Source organism: Cupriavidus gilardii, assembly GCF_013347325.1.
Classification (GTDB): Bacteria; Pseudomonadota; Gammaproteobacteria; order Burkholderiales; family Burkholderiaceae; genus Cupriavidus; species Cupriavidus gilardii.
In genome coordinates, this window is record NZ_CP054624.1 from 718,266 (window position 1) to 738,036 (window position 19,771).

Genomic DNA, 19,771 nt, shown 5'->3' on the forward strand with positions numbered 1-19,771 from the left:
GCGAAGCGCCGTCGCGCTTCGCCCTGGTGGCCATTCACGGCGAGCGACGGCCCGCGGCGGTTCAGCCGCCCTTGGCCAGACGGCCTTGCATGCGCTTGGCGCGATCGGCCGAGCCCGGGTGCGAATCGAACATGCCGGACTTGCCGCCGTCGAGCTTGGCCAGCTTCTCGAAGGCCGTCACCAGGCCCTGGCGATTGGCCTTGTGCCGTATTGCCCCTGGATTTTTATTGATTCGAATCAAGCGTGCCCGACGAATAAAGGCGGCGCATTGTACGATCGTTTTATATTCGGATTGCAAACAACGGTAATAGAAAAAACGCCGGTCAGGCCGGCGCTTTGTTGGAATCGCGGCGCAATTCAACGCTTGCGATTGACGAATTCCGCCATATAACGCTGCGGCTCGCCGGTATCGAACGCACTGCCGAATTCCGCGACGCTGTTGGCGATTGCCGTATCGACCGGCTGATCCTCCCATTCGCGCAGCAGCCGCTTCTGCTGGCGCACGACTGTCGGCCCGAAGCCTGCCAGCAGCAGTGCAACCCGCTCGACTTCGGCATCGAGCTCGGCCAGCGGCACCACGCGATGCACCAGCCCCCACGACAGCGCCTGCGCGGCATCGCACAGCTCGCCGGTCAGCAGCATCCAGGCCGTGCGGGCATTGCCGATCAGGCGCGGCATCAGCGCGGCGTGAATCACCGACGGAATGCCGACCTTGACCTCGGGCATGCCGAGGTTCGCGTTGTCGCCTGCGATCCGCAGGTCGCACGCCAGCGCCAGTTCCAGTCCGCCGCCCAGGCACCAGCCCGGCATGCGCGCGATCACGGGCACCGGGCAGTGCCGCACGGCGTCGCACAGCGCGCGCAAGCCGGAGATGAAGCGCTCGGCGCTGTCCCGCGTCAAGCCGGCCATCTCCTTGATGTCCGCGCCGCCGATGAATCCCTTGTCGCCGGTGCCGCGCAGGATCAGCACGCGCACCCGGGGGTCGGCGGCCAGCGTGCGTACCGCCTCGGTCAGCGCGGCGATCACCGGCGTGCCGAGGATATTGAGCGAGCCGGCCTCGCTGATGGTCAACGTGGCAATGCCGCGCGCGTCGACGGCGACGGCGGCGTGGCGGCCCGGATCGGCAACCGGTGTGGCGGTGGTGCTCATGGTGTCCTCACTGCAGTTTGGCGAACTGGATCTTGTCGACGACGCGTTTCCAGTGCTGGTTTTGATTGCGGATCAGGTCGGCGAAGGCCTTGCGCGAGGTCCACGCCGGAATCGCGCCCTGCTTCTCGATGGCGGCGATGACCTCGGGATCGGCCAGCGCCTGGCGCACCGCGTCGTTGAGCTTGTCCAGGATCGCATCGGGCGTGCCGGCCGGGGCGCCGAGGCCGAACCACGATGGATTGTTCATCGCCGGCAGTCCGGCCTCCGCGTAGGTCGGCACATCGGGCAGCAGCTTCAGCCGCTGCCTGGCGGCCACTGCCAGCGGCTTCAGCCGCTTGCCCTGGATCAGCCCCGACGAGGACGGAATATTGTCGAACACCACCTGGATCTGTCCGGCCACCGCGTCGTTCAGCGCCGGTCCCAGGCCCTTGTAGGGGACATGCAGCATGCGCGTGCCGGTCTCGCTCATGAACAGCTCGCCGTTCATATGGCTCAGGCCGCCGTTGCCCGAGGAGCCGAACGAGTATTTGCCGGGGTTGGCCTTCAGCAGCTTGATGAAGGAGGCCACGTCGGTCGCCGGGAACGAAGGGTTGACCACCAGCACGTTGGGCACGTCGGCCAGGTTGCTGATCGGCGCGAAGTCCTTGACCGGGTCGTACGGCGTCTTCACGTAGACGTTGGGATTGACCGCGTGCGAGCTCTCGACCTCCATGACCAGCGTGTAGCCGTCGGCCGGCTGCTTGGCCGCATAGGCGCTGCCGACCGCGCCGCCGGCGCCGGGCCGGTTTTCCACCACGACCGGCTGCGCCAGGATGGCGCCCATCTTCGTGCCGACGATCCGCGCCAGGATGTCGGTGGTGCCGCCGGCCGCGTAGGGAACGATCAGCTTGATCGGCTTGCTGGGATAGCTGTCGGCATGCGCGTGCGTGGCGACGGCGGCGATGGCGAGGATCGCCGCGAACGACGGAATGGATTTGCGCGCGGCGGCGCGACGCGAATGTTTCAAGGGTGTCTCCTCGTGGATGTTGGTATGGGACGAAAGAAATCAGGCGCTGTGCTCGCCAAGCAACGGCGGCGCGGCGAGCGAAGTGGTCGGTGCGTCGGTCGTGGTGGTCGGCGAACCCGGCAGCATCGGATTGCGCACCATCGGAATGCGGCCGAGCACCGGATGCTCGGCGTACTGCAGCAGGCCGCGATGCCGGACCTGCGGATGCGCGAACACTTCCTCGATCGAGTGGATCGGCCCCCAGGGTACGCCGGCGGCATCGAAGGCGTCGGTCCATTGCCGGCGCGAGCGGGTTGCAAAGACCTGCGCGAGCAGGACCCGCAATGCCGGCAGATTGGCGATGCGCGCGCTGTTGGTCCGATAGCGCGGATCGGCCGGCAGGTCGGCGAGACCGGCCACCTCGCAGAAACGCGCGAACTGCGCATCGTTGCCGATCGCCAGGATCAGATGGCCGTCCGCACAGCGGAATACCTCGTAGGGCGCGCAATTCGGGTGGGCATTGCCGCTGCGCGGCGGATTGCGGCCCGAGAACAGATAGTTGGCGCCCTGGTTCGCATTGAGCGCCACCGCGACATCGAGCAGTGCGATGTCCAGATGCTGTCCCGCACCGGTGGCCTGGCGCTGGAACAACGCGGCCAGCACCGCCGACGTGGCATACATGCCGGTGCTCAGGTCGACGACCGCGACGCCGGTGCGCAGCGGTCCCTCGCCGGGCTCGCCGTCGGGCTGGCCGGTATAGCTCATCAGCCCGCCCATGCCCTGGAACACGTAGTCGTAGCCGGGCTTGTCGGCCATCGGGCCGCTTTGGCCGAAGCCGGTGATCGACAGGTAGACCAGCCGCGGGTTGCGCGCCTGCAGGCTCGCGTAGTCCAGCCCGTAGCGCCGCAGCGTGCCGGCCTTGAAGTTCTCGACCAGCACGTCGGCCTCGTCGGCCAGCGCCAGGATGGCGGCCTTGCCCTCGGCGGTGGTGAAGTCGATCGCCAGCGAGCGCTTGCCGCGATTGCAGCAGGCGAAGTACGCGGACATCCGTTCGCTGCCGTCGGCCGATTGCAGATAGGGCGGGCCCCAGCCGCGCGTATCGTCGCCGCGCTCGGGGTGCTCGATCTTGATGACCTCGGCGCCGAGGTCGGCCAGATTCTGGGTACACCAGGGCCCGGCAAGGATTCGGGACAGGTCCAGCACCTTGATGCCGGACAGGGCCTTGTGCAGCATGGGGTCTCCGCGTCGATTCGATCGCGGAGCAGTATATTTTTGCGCCCGGCGGCCAACCAGTCGAATGTCTTCAAGCCACCGTTCGCGGCAATTCAACGGTCGGGCGGCCGGTCACGCCAGCGCGTCGCGGGTCGCCGCCACGTGCGGATCGCCCAGCAGGAACTCGGCAAAGGCCTCGGCGAAGGCGGGCAGCTTGCCGGCGGCCGGCAGCACCAGATTCAGCCGGCGCCGCGCCCAGTCCTCGGCCAGGCGTACGCCGGCGACGCGGCCGTCGCGCAGCGAGGCCGCGGCGACGCTGCGCGGCACCAGCGCCAGCCCGACGCCGGCTTCGACCAGCGCCAGCACCGCGTCGAAGGTCGGCGCGTGCAGGCGGATATTGGGCGAGCGGCCGAGCCGGTGCGCGGTATCGCGCAGGAACACCACATTGCTGGTATCGCGGCCCGGGCAGACGAAGTCGTGGTCCAGCGCTGCGCCAAAGCGTACGCCGCCCGGCTGCGCCTCGGCCTCGCGCGCCAGCGGATGATCGGCGGGCACGGCCAGCATCAACTCGTCGACCGCATACGGCATCCATCGCACCCCCTGCGTCTCGACTTCGCCGGCCTGCACGCCGACATCGGCCTCGCCAGCGGCGATGGCGGCCGCGATCTCGAGGCTGGCCCGCTCCTCCAGATCGATATTGACCTCGGGATGGGCGTTCAGGAAGCGGCCGACGCTGGGCAGGATGAAGCCGTTCAGCGAACTGCTGTTGGCGATCAGGCGGATGTTGCCCTTCAATCCCGCGGAAAACCGGCCGAGCTCGCCATGCATTCGTTCGAGGCCGCGCAGCAGCTCGCGCACGTGGCCGAGCAGCGCGGTGCCGGCCGCCGTCAGCTCCATGCCGCGCGCCGCGCGCACGAACAGCGGCGTGCCCAGCGCCAGCTCGAGGTTCTTGAGCCGATAGCTGGCCGCCGACGCAGTGATATGGATGGCGGCGGCGCCGCCGGACAGGCTTTGCGATTCGGCGATGGCCTGGAACAGCCGAAGGTCCGTCAATTCGTAGCGCACCGGGTTCTCTCTGGCGGGTCGGTCGGCGGGCGGCGCCTTGCATGGCGCGCCCGGTGCCGCATTCTAAGCCCCCCGCCGCGGCGGCCGGCGTCGGCGCGCAGCGGCTACAGGCCGAACGGATACGTGTCCGGCATGCCGGTGCGCGCCGCGGTCGGCAACGGCGTCACGGCGTCGGTGCGATCGAACCAGGCCAGCGCATCGAACTGCTGCGGCAGGCAGGCAAACGCATAATGGCTGGCGAACTCGGTATCGGGCCGGTACACCACGCCGATGAAGCGCTCCTGGCGCGGCACCGTCAGCAGCGCGCGAGCCTGCTCGTGGACGCCTTCGCGCAGGTCGATGAAGCAGCGGTCGATGCCGGTGCGCTGGAACAATGCCTCGTAGCTGTCGGCGCGCGCCGGTACGACGTCCATTACCTGCATCGGCCCGTCCCAGTCGGACGCCGCGGCCACCGTGCCGCGCGACGTGGAAAAGCCGATCAACGCCGCGTCGCTGCCGAAGCGCGCGCGGCACAGGCGGCCGATATTGGTCTCGCCATGGTCGCGGCCCATCGCGGTCGCCTCCGCATCGCCGATATGCGAGTTGTGCGCCCACACCACCGCCTTGGCACCGGGCGTACAGGTGTCCAGCAGCCGGGCCAGCGTGTCGAACATATGGGTGTCGCGCAGGTTCCAGCTTTCCGGGCCGCCGTAGTACATCAGCCGGTAGTACTGCTCGGCCGAGGCGACCAGATGCGCGTTCTGCGCGGCGTCGAAGAACGGCTCCTTGCCACGCGTCGCGTAGTCGAGCTGGCGCTCCAGCAGCGCCTGCAGCTGGGCGATGACTTCGTCCTCGCAATCGCGGGCGCGGCCGGTCAGCACCGCACGCCCATAGCGCGACGGGTCTTCGCGCCACGGCAGCAGGCAGCCGTAGCGCTCGCGCGCCTCGCGCGCGCCGTCGGGATCGACACGATTCAGGTAGCCGAGCACGGTGGCGATCGAGCTGCCCAGGCTGTAGATGTCCAGACCGAAGAAGCCTGCGCGCGTATCCGGCGCGCGTTCGGCGTTGTAGCCGCGCATCCATTCGACCAGCGCCTCCACCGACGTATTGCGCCACATCCAGGTCGGAAAGCGCCGGAACGGCGGTTCCTGGTGCTCGGCCGCTGGCAATTGCCGGACATAGCGGTCGATCGCCGCGGCATCGGGCCAGTCGGCCTCGACCGCGACGATGCGAAAGCCGTGCCGCTCGATCAGCCGTCGCGTGAAGGCGGCGCGGGCCTCGTAGAACTGCGCGGTGCCGTGCGTCGATTCCCCGAGCAACACCACGCGGCAATCGGCAAACCGGTCTACCACGGTGGCGAAGCCGGCATCGTCGATGGCCGGCAGCCGTTCGGCCGCCTCGGCGATCCGCTCGACGATATCGGTGTCGGCGAGCACCTGGCCGGTCAGGGGATCGTGCAGTGCGCTGGTCATGTCGGTCCTCCGTGGATGGTCGATGGCCTTCAACTCGATGGACTTCAACTCGATGGACTTCAGTCGCCGGGTGGTTCGTTGCCGGCCTCCTCGGCCGTGCGCGCGACCAGCGGCACGAAGGCCACGCCGGCGAGATCCTCGCGCTCGAGCGTGCCGTCCTCGCGCTTGGCGATGCGCAGCAGCCGTTGCGCATGGCCGGGATGGCCGTGCGGCATCACCAGCGTGCCGCCCGGTGCCAGCTGCGCCAGCCACGCGGCGGGGATATCAGGGCTGGCCGCGGCGGAAACGATGGCGTCGTACGGCGCGCCCGCCTCCCAGCCGGCGGTGCCGTCGGCCAGGTGCACTTCGACGTTGTCGAAATCCAGCGCGCGCAACACGTCGCTGGCCCGCTCTGCCAGCCGCCGCCAGCGTTCCAGCGTGATGACGCGCGCCGCGATACGTGCCATCACCGCGGCCGCATAGCCCGAGCCGGTGCCGATCTCGAGCACGCGGGAGGTGGGATGCAGCCGCGCGGCCTCCACCATCCGCGCGACGATATAGGGCTGCGAGATGGTCTGGCCGGAGCCGATCGATAGCGGCGCGTCATCGTAGGCGGAATGGCGCAGCGCGTCCGGCACGAAGCGCTCGCGCGGCACCTCGCGCATTGCCGCCAGTACCGCGGGATCGCGAATGCCGCGCGCGGCGATCTGCAGTTCGACCATACGCTGGCGGTAGAACTCAGGCTGTTGTTCGGGGCTGTTCAAGAGAGCAGGGGTCATGGCGGCATCGAGGGGCGGCGAGCGTGGCGCGCGCCGTGCCAGCCAGTCGTGCTGGCGTGTCGTGCTGACGTGTCTGGTCCGGATTGACGCATCGACCGTGCCATCGATGACGGGGACCATGCCGCGCGGATTCCATCACGTCGTTTCGCTGGCGTTCACGGGGCTGGAAGATCGTGCACGGGCCCGCGTACAAGCCGTGTAAATGCTCCCAACGCGTGCGCGTCGCCGCGGGGGCGATGCCGCTGGCGCCATTCTTGCGTACCGCTCGGCGTCTTTCCCCCGCCGTCCGGCGGCTTCCAAGGAGCATGACGATGAAGAGCAAAGCACCTCACACGAGCGCGATCTCCGCTGACGTCACCGATGTCACCGATGTGACCGAAGTGACCACCGGGCGCCTGGCTGAGCAGCGGCCGATTCCCGCGGTCACCGAAGTGCCCGACGCCTCCACCATGCTGGCGCGCGACTATCTGAAGCTGACCGCGCTGGGCTGGAGCTTCTATGCGGCACTGATGGAAGAAGCAGGCTTCCAGTGGACCTCGTGGGCCTGGAAGTGGAGCCCCGACGAGCGCCTCGCGCAGCAGATCACCGCGCCGGCACCGGCACTGTCGATGGCGACGAAGTACGGGCAGACCGCATGGGAAATCGGCGCCGACATGCAGGGGCGCTGGCTCGATGCGTGGATGCGGTTCCTTACCTGGAATCCGGCGGCGATGTTGGGCGGGATGACGGGGACGGCGAACGTGCGCGCTGGCTCGTAGCCGCAGTCGTGCGCATGTTCGAGATGGGACGATCTACCGCTGGCGCTGGTGAAACGCTCCCCTCTGCTTGTGGGAGCATGGTTGCGGAGAGGCAGGGGCGGTCCAGCGTCAGATATCGCTGTTGCGAACGACCTCTCCACCCACCCCTCTCCCGCCTCGCGGGAGAGGGAGCAACTCATCCAGCGCGCAGGCGCCGAAGCACGCTTACGGCGCGGTGCATGTGTAATTCGACGCCTGCGCCGCCGCTGCCGCGTCGTTCGCCGGTCCCGTGTAACGCGGATACTGCGGGTAGCGGCACAGCGGACGCGAGAACGCGGTGGCGCCGTTGTTCTCCTTGGTCGCGGTCAGCGTACCTGGCGCGTCGCCTTTGGTGACCCAGCTGTCGAGCGCGGCCAGCAGATCGGTCTGGTCCGCGCCCGGTCCGCCCGCGCAATGGTTGACGCCCGGTGCCAGGTAGTAGCGCACGAACTCGTCGGCCGGTGCCTGCCCGCCCACCGCGGCGACCATCCCTTCGTAGTAGGCGTTGGTAGCCTTGAAGCTCAGTGCGGCATCGTTGGTGCCATGCCAGAGGATCAGCTTGGCGTTGCTGTTCTTCAATGGCCGCAGATCGGTATTGGTCGCGTCGTTCAGATTGGACAGGTTGGCCAGCGCGGCGACATTGCTGTCCCAGGTATAGGCCAGCGAGTTCTGCGAGCGGTCGCGCGCGAGGTAGTTCTTGACTGTCGTGTCCTGGAAGAGGAACTGCAGCGCCATGTTGACGTTGCCGTTCCCGGTCAGCCAGGCGCCCCACGCTCCCGGGTCGTCCTCGTTGCCGCTCAGCGCCCAGCCGGCATTGGAATAGGCGCCGTTGGCCCACACCGCAGGCGAGGTCCACGATTGCACCGCCGCCAGCTGCGCGTCCGACAGGCAGGCGTCCCCGCCATCCGTGCCGCCGGCACAGCGAAGCACCGCCGGATCGAAGCTGCACGACCGCGGATTGGAAACGACGCCGTCCGCGATGCCATCCTGCGCATCGCAGGCATCCCGCACCGCCTTGGCGAGCAAATTGATCTTTGGCGCGCCCAGCATGCCGCCCGGAGCGGCGAGGGCCTTGGCATTGCGATTGAAGGCGCCCATGAAGCCGACCCAGTTGTAGGCCGGCGCGCGGGCGATGATGCCGTCGAACAGGTCCGGATTGCGCTGCGCCGCCATCAGCGCCTCACGGCCGCCATTGGAGCAGCCCTCGAAGTAGGACCGCTCCGGCGCCTTGCCATAGGCGGTTTGCAGCATCTGCCGCGCCGACGACATCACCGTCGGTACCGACTGATGGCCGAACAGCGCGGCGGCGTGCGGATCGTCGAGCGCGAAGTCCGCTGACAGCACGTTGCCGGCATGCCCGGAGTCGCTGTTGACGGTGGCGTAGCCCTGTTTCAACGCGGTCAGGTTGGTGGGAACGTCGATGCCGGGGATCGACCCGTTGTAACCGCCGCCGCCGCCGTAATACAGCTTGCCGTTCCACCGATCGGGGAGCCGCAGTTCCAGGTTCAGTCGCGGTGCGATGGTCGCGTTGACCTTGCAGAATAGCGGTTGGGGCCCGCTTGCCGCGACGGTCGCGGCCGCCGTGACCGTCGCGCCGGCGACGGTCTTGCCCGCCAGCTGCGAGCACGCCTGCTCGGCATTGGCCGAGGCCGACGGCCCCGGTTTGTGGTCGTCGTCGCTGCCGCCGCAGGCGGCCAGCGCGGCCATCGCGACAGCAGTCAGGGCGATACGATGCCAACGGAAAGCGAAAGTCTGTGCCATGTCGTCTCCTTCGATGTCGTGGAGTCAGGCCAGGACGGGCGCGACCTGCCCCTCGACACCGGTCTGGCACAGACTCGAGCGGCTGCTGCTGTTGCTGCTGTTGCTGCTGCTGGGGGCGGTCCGAAGGAAGAATAGACGGGAGGCGAGGTGCAGATTGTCCCCGCGCGGACAATCGCGCCGCCATCGGATCGGGGTTTGCCCTAGGCTCGGCACTTGATGTGCTGCGCGGGCAGCCTGCCGGCAAGGGAACGGCGGGCGGTGCCGTGCCTCAGCGCCGCCGCTCGTGCTCGATCAGCTGGGCCAGCAGCCGCACGCCTTCCTCGATCCGTTCCTCGGCGATCCCGGTGTAGCCGAGGCGGAAGTGCGGCGATGGTCCGTCGGTGGCAAAGAACACGTCGCCGGGCTCGATGATCACGCCGTGCCGCAGCGCGATATCGCCGAGCTTGCGCGCGTCGAGGCTCGGCGGTCCCTCGACCCAGAACGATGACGCGCCGGGCGAATTCTGGACGCGGCATTGCGGCAGATGCCGCGCCAGCATGTCGCGCAGCACGGCCGCGCGGCGCTGGAAGATCGGGGCGACCCGCCGCAGCAGCGCGTCGTGGTGGCCCAGCGAGATGAACAGCGCGGTGGCGCGCTGGTTGTTGGCCGGCGGGTGCCGCAGCATGTAGCGCCGCAGCGCCCGCGCCTGGCGGATCACCGAGCTCGGCGCGACGATATAGCCGAGCCGGATGCCGGGCACGAAGGACTTCGACAGGCTGCCGACATAGATCACGCGGCCCTCGCGATCCAGGCTCTTCAGCGCGGGAATCGGCTGTGTCAGCGCCGGATTCTCGGTGTCGTAGTCGTCCTCGATCAGCACCACGTCGTGCCGGTGCGCCTCGGCCAGCAGCGCCTCGCGCCGGTCCAGCGGCATCGTCACCGTGGTCGGGCACTGGTAGCTGGGGGTGACGAAGGCATAGTCGCAGCGCGCCAGCTCACCCTCGGGACGCAGGCCCGAGTCGTCGACCGGCAGCGGCACCACCTCGCGCGCCCGCATGCCGAAGATCGCGCGGGCATCGCTGTAGCCCGGCTCTTCGAGGCCGACCACGGCGTCGCGCATCAGCAGATCGGCCAGCAGGTAGAGCGCATGCTGCGCGCCCAGCGTGACCATGATCTCGTCCGGATTGGCCCAGACCCCGCGGCGCGGCAGCACGTGCCGCTGCAGCTGCTCGATCAGCAGCGGATCGTCGCGGTCGATCAGGTCGGACGCCCAGCCGCGGATCTCCAGCACGGCCAGCGCCATGCGCGAGCATTCGCGCCAGTCCGCGGTCGGAAACAGCGCCGGATCGAACTGCCCATAGATGAACGGGTAGGGGTAGTTCTGCCAGTCGTTGGGTTTGACGATCGCGCGCTGCCCGCTGATGTCGGGCAGCCGTTCGCTCCAGTCGGGGCCGATTGCCCCGCTGCCGCCCTCGGTGCCGGCCGCCGTGTTGGCGCTCGCGGCGCAGGCCGGTGGTGCCACGCTGGGCAATTGCTGTACGACGAAGTAGCCGCGCCGCGGCCGCGTTTCGAGGAAGTGCTCGTCAACCAGCTGCTGGAAGGCCAGGATCACGGTATTGCGCGCGATGCCGAGCGTCGCCGCCAGTTCGCGGCTCGACGGCAGCGCGCTGCCTTCCGGCAATTGCCGCGACAGGATGGCGGAGACGATCTGCTGGCGCAGCTGCGCCTGCAGGCTCAGCGCCGAGTCGGCGGGCAATTGCAGCAGCCGATTCCAGAAGGTGTTTCCCTTGCCCGCCGTGGCCATGCCGTTCGCGCTCCGTATCGTCGGTTTCGTCCTTGGATCGGGGAGCATTATCGGATATGGGGCGGGGAGGGGGTATGGGTGGAAAGCCGGTGAGCGAAGGCGATGCGCCGCTGAAGGCTTTGCTCCCTCCCGCTTGCGGGAGGGGGAGCGCTTAGGCGGTCGGCCAGTCGCGCCGCACTGGCAAGCGCCTCAACTACAGCACATCATCCTTCAGGTGATACCAGTGGTACAGGAACCGCTGCCCCAGCCGCCGGAACGGGGCGAACGCCGGCGACTCGACCCACTCGCGCACATTGGGGAAGGGCAGCGCCGAACGGAAGATCGGCAGTTCCGGTCCCGGGTTCTTGCCCGCAATCATCGCGGCCATGCGCCGGCCGGCCTGGGCCGAATACATGACGCCGTTGCCGCCATAGCCCATCGCGTAATAGATCGTCTGCGCGGGATCGGGCCGGAAGATGCGCGGCATCATGTCGTGGCTGACGTCGACCCAGCCCCACCACGAGTAGTCGATCGGAATGCCTTTCAGCGCCGGGAACTTGCGCACCATGTCGTCGACCAGCTTCTGTTCGTATTGGGGCCGCGGTGCGTCCGTGCCGGTGATCGCGCTGCGGCTGCCGATCTGCAGGCGGCCGTCCGGCATCAGCCGGTAGTAGTGGCGCAGGATGCGGGTGTCGGTGATCACCTGCGTCGTGCGAAAGTTGCAGGCCGCGATTTCATCGGGCGTCAGCGGCCGCGTCACGATCGAGTTCGACAGGATCGGGAACAGCCGGTTCTTCAGATGCGGATGCAGGTTCTGCGAGGTATAGCCGCCGGTCGCGACGCCCACCGCGCGCGCCCGCACGATGCCGCCCGGCGTGCGCAGATAGTGCACGCCGTCGCGCGTTGTCCAGTCGAGCACCGGGCTCGACGGGTGCACGGTCGCGCCCAGCGCGCGGGCACGGCGCAGATAGCCGAAGGCCAGCTTGCCGGCATGGATGCCGATGCCTTCGGGCTCGTGCATCGCGCCGGCCGCCTCCTTGTCGTCGACGTATTCGCGCTTGACGGTATCGGCATCGAGAATGCGGGCGTCGTAGTGGAAGACCTCGCGCAGCAGCCTGGCCTCCTTCTCCAGCGCCGGCATCGCCTCCGGACGGTGCGCGATGTACAGGTGGCCGCCGGGCTGCGGATCGCAGTCGATATCGCGGATCAGCGTCTTGAAGGTCTCCATGCCGGCGCACACTTCCTCGTGCAGCCGGAGCGCGGCGTCCAGCCCGTAGCGCTGGATCCATTGCGAGCGCTTGAGCCGGCCCGACGCGCATTGCGCCTGCCCGCCGTTGCGCGTGCTGCAGCCCCAGCTGACGCGGTTGGCCTCCAGCACGGTCGCCTTGATGCCGTGCTCCTGCGCCAGGAAGATCGCGCAGGTCAGCCCGGTGAAGCCCGAGCCGATGATCGCGACATCGACGTCGACGTCGTGCGTGATCGGGCCGTCGTCGGGCGGCGGCTCGCCGGCGGTGCCGATCCAGTAGGTCGGTGCGTAGTCGCGGCCCTGGCCGGGCGTGGGCGCGACCAGCGGGTCGTAGGCGGGATCGTAGGGCCGGGACGGACCGGTTGCCCGGTTTTGTCCGGTGTGGCCGCCGGCCTGTCCCGGCGCTCCGTTCTCCCGTCCGATGGCGGTGATATCGGCAATGGCTTCCATCGCTGCGCTCCTGTTGGCGACGCGTTTGGCGACGCGTTCGATCAGCCGCGCGAACCGGCCGCGAGCGCGGGACGATCCTTGCGATAGGCGTTCTTGACGGCGATCTTGCCGTCGCGGAAGGTGAACACGTCGACCATGCGGGCCTCGATGCGCGAGCCGTCGGCCTTGGTGCCGCGGAACGTCGATTCGCTGACGCCGCGGTCGCCGCAGACGAAATGCTCGCCATCGAGCCAGGCCGCGTCCGGGAAGGTCTGCCAGGCCAGCTGGAAGCCCTCGCGCACCGCCTCGCGGCCGCTGAAGGTGCGGCCGAACAGCTCGCCCCCGGCCACCGCGTGGAACACGCAGTCGTCGGTCATGAAGGACATCAGCGCGTCGATGTCGTGGCGGTTCCAGGCGTCGCTGAAGGCCTGCAGCGTGGCGGCGGTGACGCCGCCGCTGGCGCCACCGGCCTGCTGTCCGGACGGGTTGCTGTCGGCCGCGACGATGGCTTCGGTGCCGGCCTGCTTGCTTGCGTACTCCACTTGAATCTCCTCGATGTTGTTGCGGTCCGCGCGGCAGCGGACCCGGTCCTTTGCACGTTCCCAGCATAGGGAAGCGCCGGGATGCGCTGTAGGGCCAGTTGGATGGAATCGATTGGGCCAGCGGTTGCTGGCTCGGCTGGCCGTCCCCGGCGATCGCGGGGACGACAGGGCTAGCGCCGTACCGCCTGGGCGCGCGGCATGTCGCCCAGGTGCTGCTGGTGCGGGTCGATCTCGCTGTCCCGCAGCTCTGCGCCGCGGCGGTACTGCCGACGCACCAGATAGGCCAGCAGCAGGATGCCGAGGCTGACGACGCCGAGCAGCAGCGGCTTGCGCTGGTCCGGGATGAAAGCCATTGCGATCACGATGCCGGCCATGCCGATGATCGCCACATAGGTCAGATACGGATACATCCACATGCGCACGCGCAGCTTCTCCGGCGCCTCGCGTTCGAGCCGCGCGCGCAGCCGCAGCTGCGACACCGCGATCAGGATGTAGACGAAGATCGCCACCGTGCCGTAGGAATTGACCAGGAAGGCGAACACCGTATCGGGCGACACGTAGGACATCACCACCGCGGCATAGCCGAACAGCGTCGAGAACAGGATTGCGCGGACCGGCACGCCATTGCGGTTCAGTTTGGCCAGCGCGGCCGGCGCGTCGCCGCGGCGCGTCAGCGCGAAGATCATCCGCGACGACGCATACAGGCCCGAGTTCAGCGCCGACAGCACCGCGGTCAGCACCACCGCGTTCATCACCTGCGCGGCGCCGCGAATGCCCATCGCGTCAAGCGCGCTGACGTACGGCGTGGCGATGCCGGGCGAGTTCCACGGCACCAGGCAGACCACCAGCAATACCGAGCCCACGTAGAACACCAGCACGCGCGTGATCACCGAGTGGGTCGCCTTGGCCACGGCCTTCTGCGGCTCCGCGGTCTCGGCCGCGGCGATCGTGACGATCTCCGCGCCGAAGTAGAACCCGGTCGCGGCGACGGCGCCGGTCAGCACCGGCATGATGCCGTTGGGCGCGAAGCCGCCATGCGCGCTCAGGTTGGCGACGCTGGGCGCGGTATCGGGCCACATGCCGAGCACGAACAGGCCGGCCAGGAACAGGAACACGACGATCGCCGCCACCTTGATCGAGGCGAACCAGAATTCGAACTCGCCGAAGGACTTGACGGAGAACAGGTTGGTCAGCGTCAGCATCACCAGCAGCACAAGGCTGATGGCCCAGGACGGCACGTCGGGCAGCCAGTAGCGGATCAGGTCCGCGCCAGCCACCGCTTCGATGGCGACCACGATGACCCAGAAGTACCAGTACATCCAGCCGGTCAGGAAGCTGGCCAGCGCTCCGGTCTGGGGCTTGTCGCGCCATGCTTCGCGCGCGTATTCGTAGAAGGAGCCGACGGTGGGCAGCGCGCACGCCATCTCGCCGAGCATCCGCATCACCAGCACCACCAGCATGCCGGTCAGCAGGAAGGACAGCACGGCCGCCGGGCCGGCCGACTTGATCACCACGCCGCTGCCGACGAACAGTCCGGCACCGATCACGCCGCCGAGCGCGATCATCGTCATGTGGCGCTGTTTCAGGCTGTGCTTGAGGCCGCGCGAGCCCTCGGGGTTATCCAGCAATTTTTGTCTCCAGTGCTTCTCATGATGGTGTCGTCACGGCTTCGCTGTCTTTGTTTTGTCTGTCCGGGGCCGCATTGCTGCGGCGGCCCCGCAGGCCGTGATCGCGCGGCGCGGCAGGGCCGCACCGCGCGCCTCGTTGCTTCCGTTATACGTAATCCTTGTACTTGTCGAGCAGGCGGACCGGCTTGGACAAGGCATCGCGGCGGAACGGATCGCCCAGTTCGCGGGTGCACATGATTTCCACGATGGTGGTCTTGCCGTGGTTCATCTGCAGGTCGATGGCCTTCTTCAGCGCCGGGCCGACGTCCTCGAGCCGATCGACCACGATGCCTTCGGCACCCATCGCGCGGGCGATGTTGGCGAAGCTCGGATTGTCCAGCTCGCCGGCGACGAAGCGGCGATTGTAGAAGTCCACCTGGTTCTTCTTCTCCGCGCCCCACTGGCGGTTGTGGAAGACCACCGCGGTGACCGGGATGTTGTGGCGCACGCAGGTCATCGTTTCCATCAGGCTCATGCCCCATGCGCCGTCACCGGCGTACGAGATCGCCGGCCGGTGCGGCGCGGCAACCTTGGCGCCGATGATGGTCGGGAAGGCGTAGCCGCAGTTGCCCCAGCTCATCGCCGCGAAGAAGCTGCGCGGCTTTTCGAAGCGCAGATAGCTGTTGGCCACCGAGTTGATGTTGCCGATGTCGGTCGACACCATCACGTCGGCCGGCATCGCCTTCTCGAGCTCGCGCAGCACCTGGCGCGGATGCAGGTAGGTGCCGCCGTTCGGCGTGCGTTCGTTCTTCTGCTCCTCGATCATGTCGAGGCTGAACGGGTCGCGCTCGTGCGTCCACTCGTCCAGTTCCTTCTCCCAGGCGGCCTTCTCGGTGGCGATCTGGTCGGCGCGCGCGGCGCGGGTTGCGTCGCAGGCCAGCGTGCGGTTGGCCAGCCGTTCGGTCAGCGCGACGGCGGCCGCCTTGGCGTCGCCGCAGATGCCGACCGAGATCTTCTTGACCAGGCCCAGCATCTTGTGATCGGCGTCGATCTGGATGATCTTGGCCGTCTTCGGCCAGTAGTCCATGCCGTGCTGCGGCAGCGTGCCGAACGGTCCAAGGCGCGAGCCGAGCGCGACCACGACGTCGGCGCGCGAGATCAGCTTCATCGCGGCCTTCGAGCCCTGGTAGCCGAGCGGCCCGCACCACAGCGGGTGGCTCGCGGGGAAGGAGTCGTTGTGCAGATAGCTGTTGACCACCGGCGCGCCCAGCCGCTCGGCCAGCGCCTTGCATTCCTCGACGCCATCGGCCATCACCACGCCGCCGCCGGAAATGATCACCGGGAACTTCGCCTGCGCCAGCAGCTCGGCCGCTTCGTTCAGGCTCTGCTCGCCGCCGGGGCCGCGGTCCAGCCGGCGCGGCTGCGGAATCTCGGCCTTGATCTGGCCGTAGAAGTAGTCGCGCGGGATGTTCAGCTGGGTCGGGCCCATCTCGGACATCGCGCGATCGAAGCAGCGGCCGGTGAATTCGGCCATGCGCGCCGGATTGGTGACGTGGCCCTGGTACTTGGTGAACTCCTGGAACATCGGCAGCTGGTTCGCTTCCTGGAAGCCGCCCAGGCCGATGCCCATGGTGCCGGCCTCGGGCGTGACGATCACGACCGGGCTGTGCGCCCAGTAGGCCGCGGCAATCGCGGTCACGCAGTTGCTGATGCCCGGGCCGTTCTGGCCGATCACGACGCCGTGGCGGCCCGACACGCGGGCATAGCCGTCGGCCATATGGCCGGCGCCTTGCTCATGCACCACCGGGATCAGGCGGATGCCGGCCGGCGCGAAGATGTCCATCGCATCCATGAAGGCCGAGCCCATGATGCCGAACATATCGGTGACGCCGTTGGCGGCGAGGGTTTCGACAAACGCCTCGGAAGGCGTCATGGCCTGCGGGCCGGCGGTGGGGGTGTGGTCGGACATGCTTGCGGTCTCCGGTAGGTTGGGATCGTTGTGACTCGTAAAACGGTACGTTGTGTACCGAAAACTGTTGTTTGGCTGAAATGTAGGACGGAGCTCGGGCATCGTCAATAGGAAAATCCATTATTCGGTATGAGTTGTACCTAAAAGTGAGACTGGGATAAGATGGCCTCGTGAACAGCCGGCGGCGGGCATGCGCCTGCGCGGCGCGTCGAAGTAGTCCAGCCTTATCCAGGAGAAACCGAAGTGGCGATCGACCTTGCCAGCGTGGCACCGGACCGCATGGTGTCGGTGCGTGAAGTGTTCGGCATCGAGAGCGCGATGCGGGTGCCGGCCTTCGGCGTGCGCGACGACCACGTGCCGGAGATCGATCCGGGCTACCGCTTCGAACCGGAGGTCACGCTCGCGATCCTGTCCGGCTTCGTCAGCAACCGCCGCGTGCTGGTGCAGGGCATGCATGGCACCGGCAAGTCGACCCATATCGAACAGGTGGCGGCGCGGCTGAACTGGCCGTGCGTACGCGTCAACCTCGATGGGCATATCGGCCGCATGGACCTGGTCGGGCGCGATACCGTGGTACTGCGCGACGGCCAGCAGGTCACCGAATTCCAGGAGGGCATCGTGCCGTGGGCACTGCAGCGGCCGATCGCGCTGGTGTTCGACGAATACGACGCGGGCCGGCCGGACGTGATGTTCGTGATCCAGCGCGTGCTCGAGCGCGATGGCCGCTTCACGCTGCTCGACCAGAACCGCGTGATCCAGCCGCATCCGTTCTTCCGGCTGTTCGCGACCGCCAATACGGTCGGCCTGGGCAACCTGACCGGCATGTATCACGGCACCCATCTGCTGAACCACGCGCAGATCGACCGCTGGAACGTGGTGGCGACGCTGGACTACCTGCCGCGCGAGGCGGAGATCGATATCGTGCTGGCGCGCGTGCCGGAACTGTCCGATGCGGCCGGGCGCGAACTGGTCGGCACGATGGTTGCCGTCGCGCAGTTGACGCGCGAGGGCTTTGCCGCGGGGGACGTGTCGACGCTGATGTCGCCGCGCACCGTGATCGCCTGGGCCGAGAACTGCCAGATCTTCCGCGATCCGGCGCTGGCGTTCCGGCTCAGCTTCCTGAACAAGTGCGAGCCCGGCGAGCGAGCGATCGTGGCCGAGTATTTCCAGCGCGGCTTCGGCACCGAGCTGCAGCCCTGCGGCGACGCGGCGGCCTGACGATGTCGACGCCGGCGATACCGGACGCGTCGGGCACCACGGACGCCGCGATCACGGAGCCCGCGAAACCCGCGCTGCCGGCTGCGACGCAGCGCCGGCGCGAGGCCTTGTGCGCGGCGGCCTTGCGCGCGCTGGCAGGGGACGCCGCCTTGCATTACCGCGCAGGAAGGCCATGGCGCGGCCAACGGCCGCTGCCGCTGCAGGCCCCGCACCTGCTGACCGATGCCGGCCGCGATTCCCTCCCCGACCTGCGCGGCAGCGTGGACGCGGTCGCGCTGCGCCTGCGGCATGGCGATGCGGCCCTGCACCGTGCGCTGCGTCCCGCCGATCCCGTCGCGCGGCTGCTGTTCGAGCTGTTCGAACAGCTGCGCTGCGAGACTCATCTGCCCGCCGGGATGTCCGGCGTGGCCGCCAACCTTCATGCCCGCTTCGAACGATGGTCGCTGGCCTTCCATCGCTCCGGGCTGACCGAAGGGCGTTTCGGCATCCTGATCTACACGGTGGCGCAGGTGGTCTGGTCGCGCCTGTCGGGCCGGCCGGTGGTCGAGCAGACCGAGGACCTGATCGAGGCCACGCGCGCCGCCATCGTGCCGGCGCTGGGCACCGCGCTGGCCGGCATGCGCCGCACGCGCGCCGACCAGCGCGCCTTTGCCGAACATGCGCTGGCCGCGGCCGGGATGGTGGCCGGAATGCTGCGCGACGATGCGCGGCGAGCCGGGGGGGCCGACGGCGATGGACGCGAAGCGCCCGAGTCCGTGCGCGACGGCTTCTCGCTGCTGCTCGATTTCGAGGACGAGGCGCTGTTGCAGGAAGGAGGCGGCGCGGGCCAGGGCAGCGCGCACGCCGGCGCCGGCGAGTCCGGCGTGCCAGCCTACGCCGCCTTTACCACTCGCTACGACCGCGAACTTCGCGCGGCCACGCTGGCGCGGCAGGCTTCGCTGCAGGCCTGGCGTGAACGCCTGGACCGGCGGATCGTCGACGGCGGCATCAATGCCGTGCGTATCGCGCGCACGCTGTCCTCCGCGTTTGCCATGCCGGCCGCCGATGGTTGGTCGTCCGGCGAGGAGGAGGGCCGGCTCGATCGAAGCCGGCTCGCGCAGCTCGCCTGCGCGGGCGGCCAGCCGCGCATCTTCCGCCAGCCGCGCCTGCAGCCGCGCACCGACGCGGTGCTGGCGTTCCTGATCGATTGCTCCGGCTCGATGAAGGCGCATGTCGACCACATCGCCTTGCTGGTCGATGTGATGACACGCGCGGCCGATGCCGCGGGCCTCGCCACCGAAGTGCTCGGCTTCACCACCGGCGCCTGGAACGGCGGCCGCGTGGCGCGTGACTGGCAGGCGGCGGGCCGCCCGCAGTCTCCGGGCCGCCTCAACGAGGTCTGTCATCTGGTGTTCAAGGATGCCGACACCAGCTGGCGCCGCGCCCGCACCGGCATCGCCGCGCTGTTCAAGGCCGATCTGTTCCGCGAAGGCATCGACGGCGAAGCGGTCGACTGGGCCTGCGCCCGCCTGCTGTCACGCCCGCAGGCACGCCGTCTGCTGGTGGTGGTATCCGACGGCAGCCCGATGGACCGCGCCACCGCGCAGGCCAACGGCGAGCGGCTGCTGGATGACCATCTGAAGGACGTGGCGGCCCGCCACGAGGCCCAGGGGCGGATCGAACTGATGGGGCTGGGCGTCGATCTGGACCTGAGCCCTTACTACCGGCGCCACTTCCCGCTGGACACCACCCGGCCGCTGGATACGGCGGCGATCGATGCCATTGCGAGGTGGGTGGGGAGTGGGGGGCGTGAGGCCCAACACTAGCGCCGCAGGTGCCTCGGATTCTTGGTAGGCCAGTCG

The 19,771-nt window shown here is 68.5% G+C and carries 15 protein-coding genes and 1 pseudogene; 3 read left to right on the plus strand and 13 right to left on the minus strand.

The genetic code is table 11. The annotated features are described in order from the left end of the window. Positions 1-61: 61 nt before the first annotated feature. From FOB47_RS03390 to FOB47_RS03420, 7 genes and pseudogenes are all read right to left on the minus strand, one after another. Positions 62-208 (minus strand): annotated as a pseudogene (locus FOB47_RS03390) (peptidase); the annotation flags it as partial. A gap of 149 nt (positions 209-357) precedes the next feature. Further along, positions 358-1,149, minus strand: a complete 792-nt coding sequence (locus tag FOB47_RS03395) for an enoyl-CoA hydratase (protein ID WP_174779955.1) — start codon at positions 1,147-1,149, stop codon at positions 358-360. Positions 1,150-1,156: 7 nt separating this feature from the next. After that, positions 1,157-2,119 (minus strand): Bug family tripartite tricarboxylate transporter substrate binding protein, encoded by a 963-nt coding sequence (locus tag FOB47_RS03400; protein WP_174780855.1) that lies wholly within the window; start codon positions 2,117-2,119, stop codon positions 1,157-1,159. 75 nt (positions 2,120-2,194) lie between these two features. After that, a complete protein-coding gene (locus FOB47_RS03405) occupies positions 2,195-3,367 on the minus strand; it encodes a CaiB/BaiF CoA transferase family protein (RefSeq protein WP_174779956.1) in 1,173 nt (390 codons plus the stop codon). A gap of 111 nt (positions 3,368-3,478) precedes the next feature. Next, positions 3,479-4,411, minus strand: coding sequence for a LysR family transcriptional regulator (locus FOB47_RS03410; protein ID WP_053824198.1), 933 nt, complete (start codon positions 4,409-4,411; stop codon positions 3,479-3,481). Positions 4,412-4,515: 104 nt separating this feature from the next. After that, on the minus strand, positions 4,516-5,862 hold the full coding sequence (locus tag FOB47_RS03415) for an erythromycin esterase family protein (RefSeq protein ID WP_244959276.1): 1,347 nt from the start codon (positions 5,860-5,862) through the stop codon (positions 4,516-4,518). Positions 5,863-5,921: 59 nt separating this feature from the next. Then, entirely contained in the window at positions 5,922-6,620 is a 699-nt protein-coding gene (locus tag FOB47_RS03420; RefSeq protein WP_244959277.1) for a protein-L-isoaspartate(D-aspartate) O-methyltransferase, read from the minus strand. A gap of 311 nt (positions 6,621-6,931) precedes the next feature. On the opposite strand from FOB47_RS03420, the gene FOB47_RS03425 reads away from it, so the two are divergent. After that, entirely contained in the window at positions 6,932-7,378 is a 447-nt protein-coding gene (locus tag FOB47_RS03425; protein ID WP_174779957.1) for a hypothetical protein, read from the plus strand. Positions 7,379-7,582: 204 nt separating this feature from the next. Here FOB47_RS03425 and FOB47_RS03430 read toward each other — a convergent pair whose 3' ends face one another. The 6 genes from FOB47_RS03430 to xsc all read right to left on the minus strand — a co-directional run bounded on the left by FOB47_RS03430 (position 7,583) and on the right by xsc (position 16,712). Continuing rightward, positions 7,583-9,157: a tannase/feruloyl esterase family alpha/beta hydrolase gene (locus FOB47_RS03430; protein WP_174779958.1), complete on the minus strand. Its 1,575-nt coding sequence runs from the start codon at positions 9,155-9,157 to the stop codon at positions 7,583-7,585. 268 nt (positions 9,158-9,425) lie between these two features. Further along, positions 9,426-10,940: a MocR-like pyridoxine biosynthesis transcription factor PdxR gene (gene pdxR / locus FOB47_RS03435; RefSeq protein ID WP_174779959.1), complete on the minus strand. Its 1,515-nt coding sequence runs from the start codon at positions 10,938-10,940 to the stop codon at positions 9,426-9,428. Positions 10,941-11,133: 193 nt separating this feature from the next. Continuing rightward, a complete protein-coding gene (locus FOB47_RS03440) occupies positions 11,134-12,615 on the minus strand; it encodes an NAD(P)/FAD-dependent oxidoreductase (RefSeq protein ID WP_244959278.1) in 1,482 nt (493 codons plus the stop codon). Between the two features lie 41 nt (positions 12,616-12,656). Continuing rightward, a complete protein-coding gene (locus FOB47_RS03445; RefSeq protein ID WP_043437690.1) occupies positions 12,657-13,028 on the minus strand; it encodes a nuclear transport factor 2 family protein in 372 nt (123 codons plus the stop codon). 278 nt (positions 13,029-13,306) lie between these two features. Continuing rightward, positions 13,307-14,707 (minus strand): amino acid permease, encoded by a 1,401-nt coding sequence (locus FOB47_RS03450; RefSeq protein ID WP_174780859.1) that lies wholly within the window; start codon positions 14,705-14,707, stop codon positions 13,307-13,309. 202 nt (positions 14,708-14,909) lie between these two features. Then, positions 14,910-16,712, minus strand: coding sequence for a sulfoacetaldehyde acetyltransferase (gene xsc, locus FOB47_RS03455; RefSeq protein ID WP_170265926.1), 1,803 nt, complete (start codon positions 16,710-16,712; stop codon positions 14,910-14,912). 279 nt (positions 16,713-16,991) lie between these two features. On the opposite strand from xsc, the gene FOB47_RS03460 reads away from it, so the two are divergent. Then, on the plus strand, positions 16,992-17,930 hold the full coding sequence (locus FOB47_RS03460) for an AAA family ATPase (protein ID WP_174780860.1): 939 nt from the start codon (positions 16,992-16,994) through the stop codon (positions 17,928-17,930). Between the two features lie 2 nt (positions 17,931-17,932). Next, positions 17,933-19,735, plus strand: coding sequence for a cobaltochelatase CobT-related protein (locus FOB47_RS03465; protein ID WP_174779960.1), 1,803 nt, complete (start codon positions 17,933-17,935; stop codon positions 19,733-19,735). Positions 19,736-19,771 lie beyond the last annotated feature (36 nt).

Excerpts from the sequence above, each read along its gene's own strand:
- FOB47_RS03395 (WP_174779955.1), bottom strand. The coding sequence starts at position 1,149 with ATGAGCACCACCGCCACACCGGTTGCCGATCCGGGCCGCCACGCCGCC.
- FOB47_RS03405 (WP_174779956.1), bottom strand. The coding sequence starts at position 3,367 with ATGCTGCACAAGGCCCTGTCCGGCATCAAGGTGCTGGACCTGTCCCGA.
- FOB47_RS03415 (WP_244959276.1), bottom strand. The coding sequence starts at position 5,862 with ATGACCAGCGCACTGCACGATCCCCTGACCGGCCAGGTGCTCGCCGAC.
- FOB47_RS03420 (WP_244959277.1), bottom strand. The coding sequence starts at position 6,620 with ATGACCCCTGCTCTCTTGAACAGCCCCGAACAACAGCCTGAGTTCTAC.
- FOB47_RS03425 (WP_174779957.1), top strand. The coding sequence starts at position 6,932 with ATGAAGAGCAAAGCACCTCACACGAGCGCGATCTCCGCTGACGTCACC.
- FOB47_RS03430 (WP_174779958.1), bottom strand. The coding sequence starts at position 9,157 with ATGGCACAGACTTTCGCTTTCCGTTGGCATCGTATCGCCCTGACTGCT.
- pdxR (WP_174779959.1), bottom strand. The coding sequence starts at position 10,940 with ATGGCCACGGCGGGCAAGGGAAACACCTTCTGGAATCGGCTGCTGCAA.
- FOB47_RS03440 (WP_244959278.1), bottom strand. The coding sequence starts at position 12,615 with ATGGAAGCCATTGCCGATATCACCGCCATCGGACGGGAGAACGGAGCG.
- FOB47_RS03450 (WP_174780859.1), bottom strand. The coding sequence starts at position 14,707 with ATGACGATGATCGCGCTCGGCGGCGTGATCGGTGCCGGACTGTTCGTC.
- xsc (WP_170265926.1), bottom strand. The coding sequence starts at position 16,712 with ATGTCCGACCACACCCCCACCGCCGGCCCGCAGGCCATGACGCCTTCC.
- FOB47_RS03460 (WP_174780860.1), top strand. The coding sequence starts at position 16,992 with ATGGTGTCGGTGCGTGAAGTGTTCGGCATCGAGAGCGCGATGCGGGTG.
- FOB47_RS03465 (WP_174779960.1), top strand. The coding sequence starts at position 17,933 with ATGTCGACGCCGGCGATACCGGACGCGTCGGGCACCACGGACGCCGCG.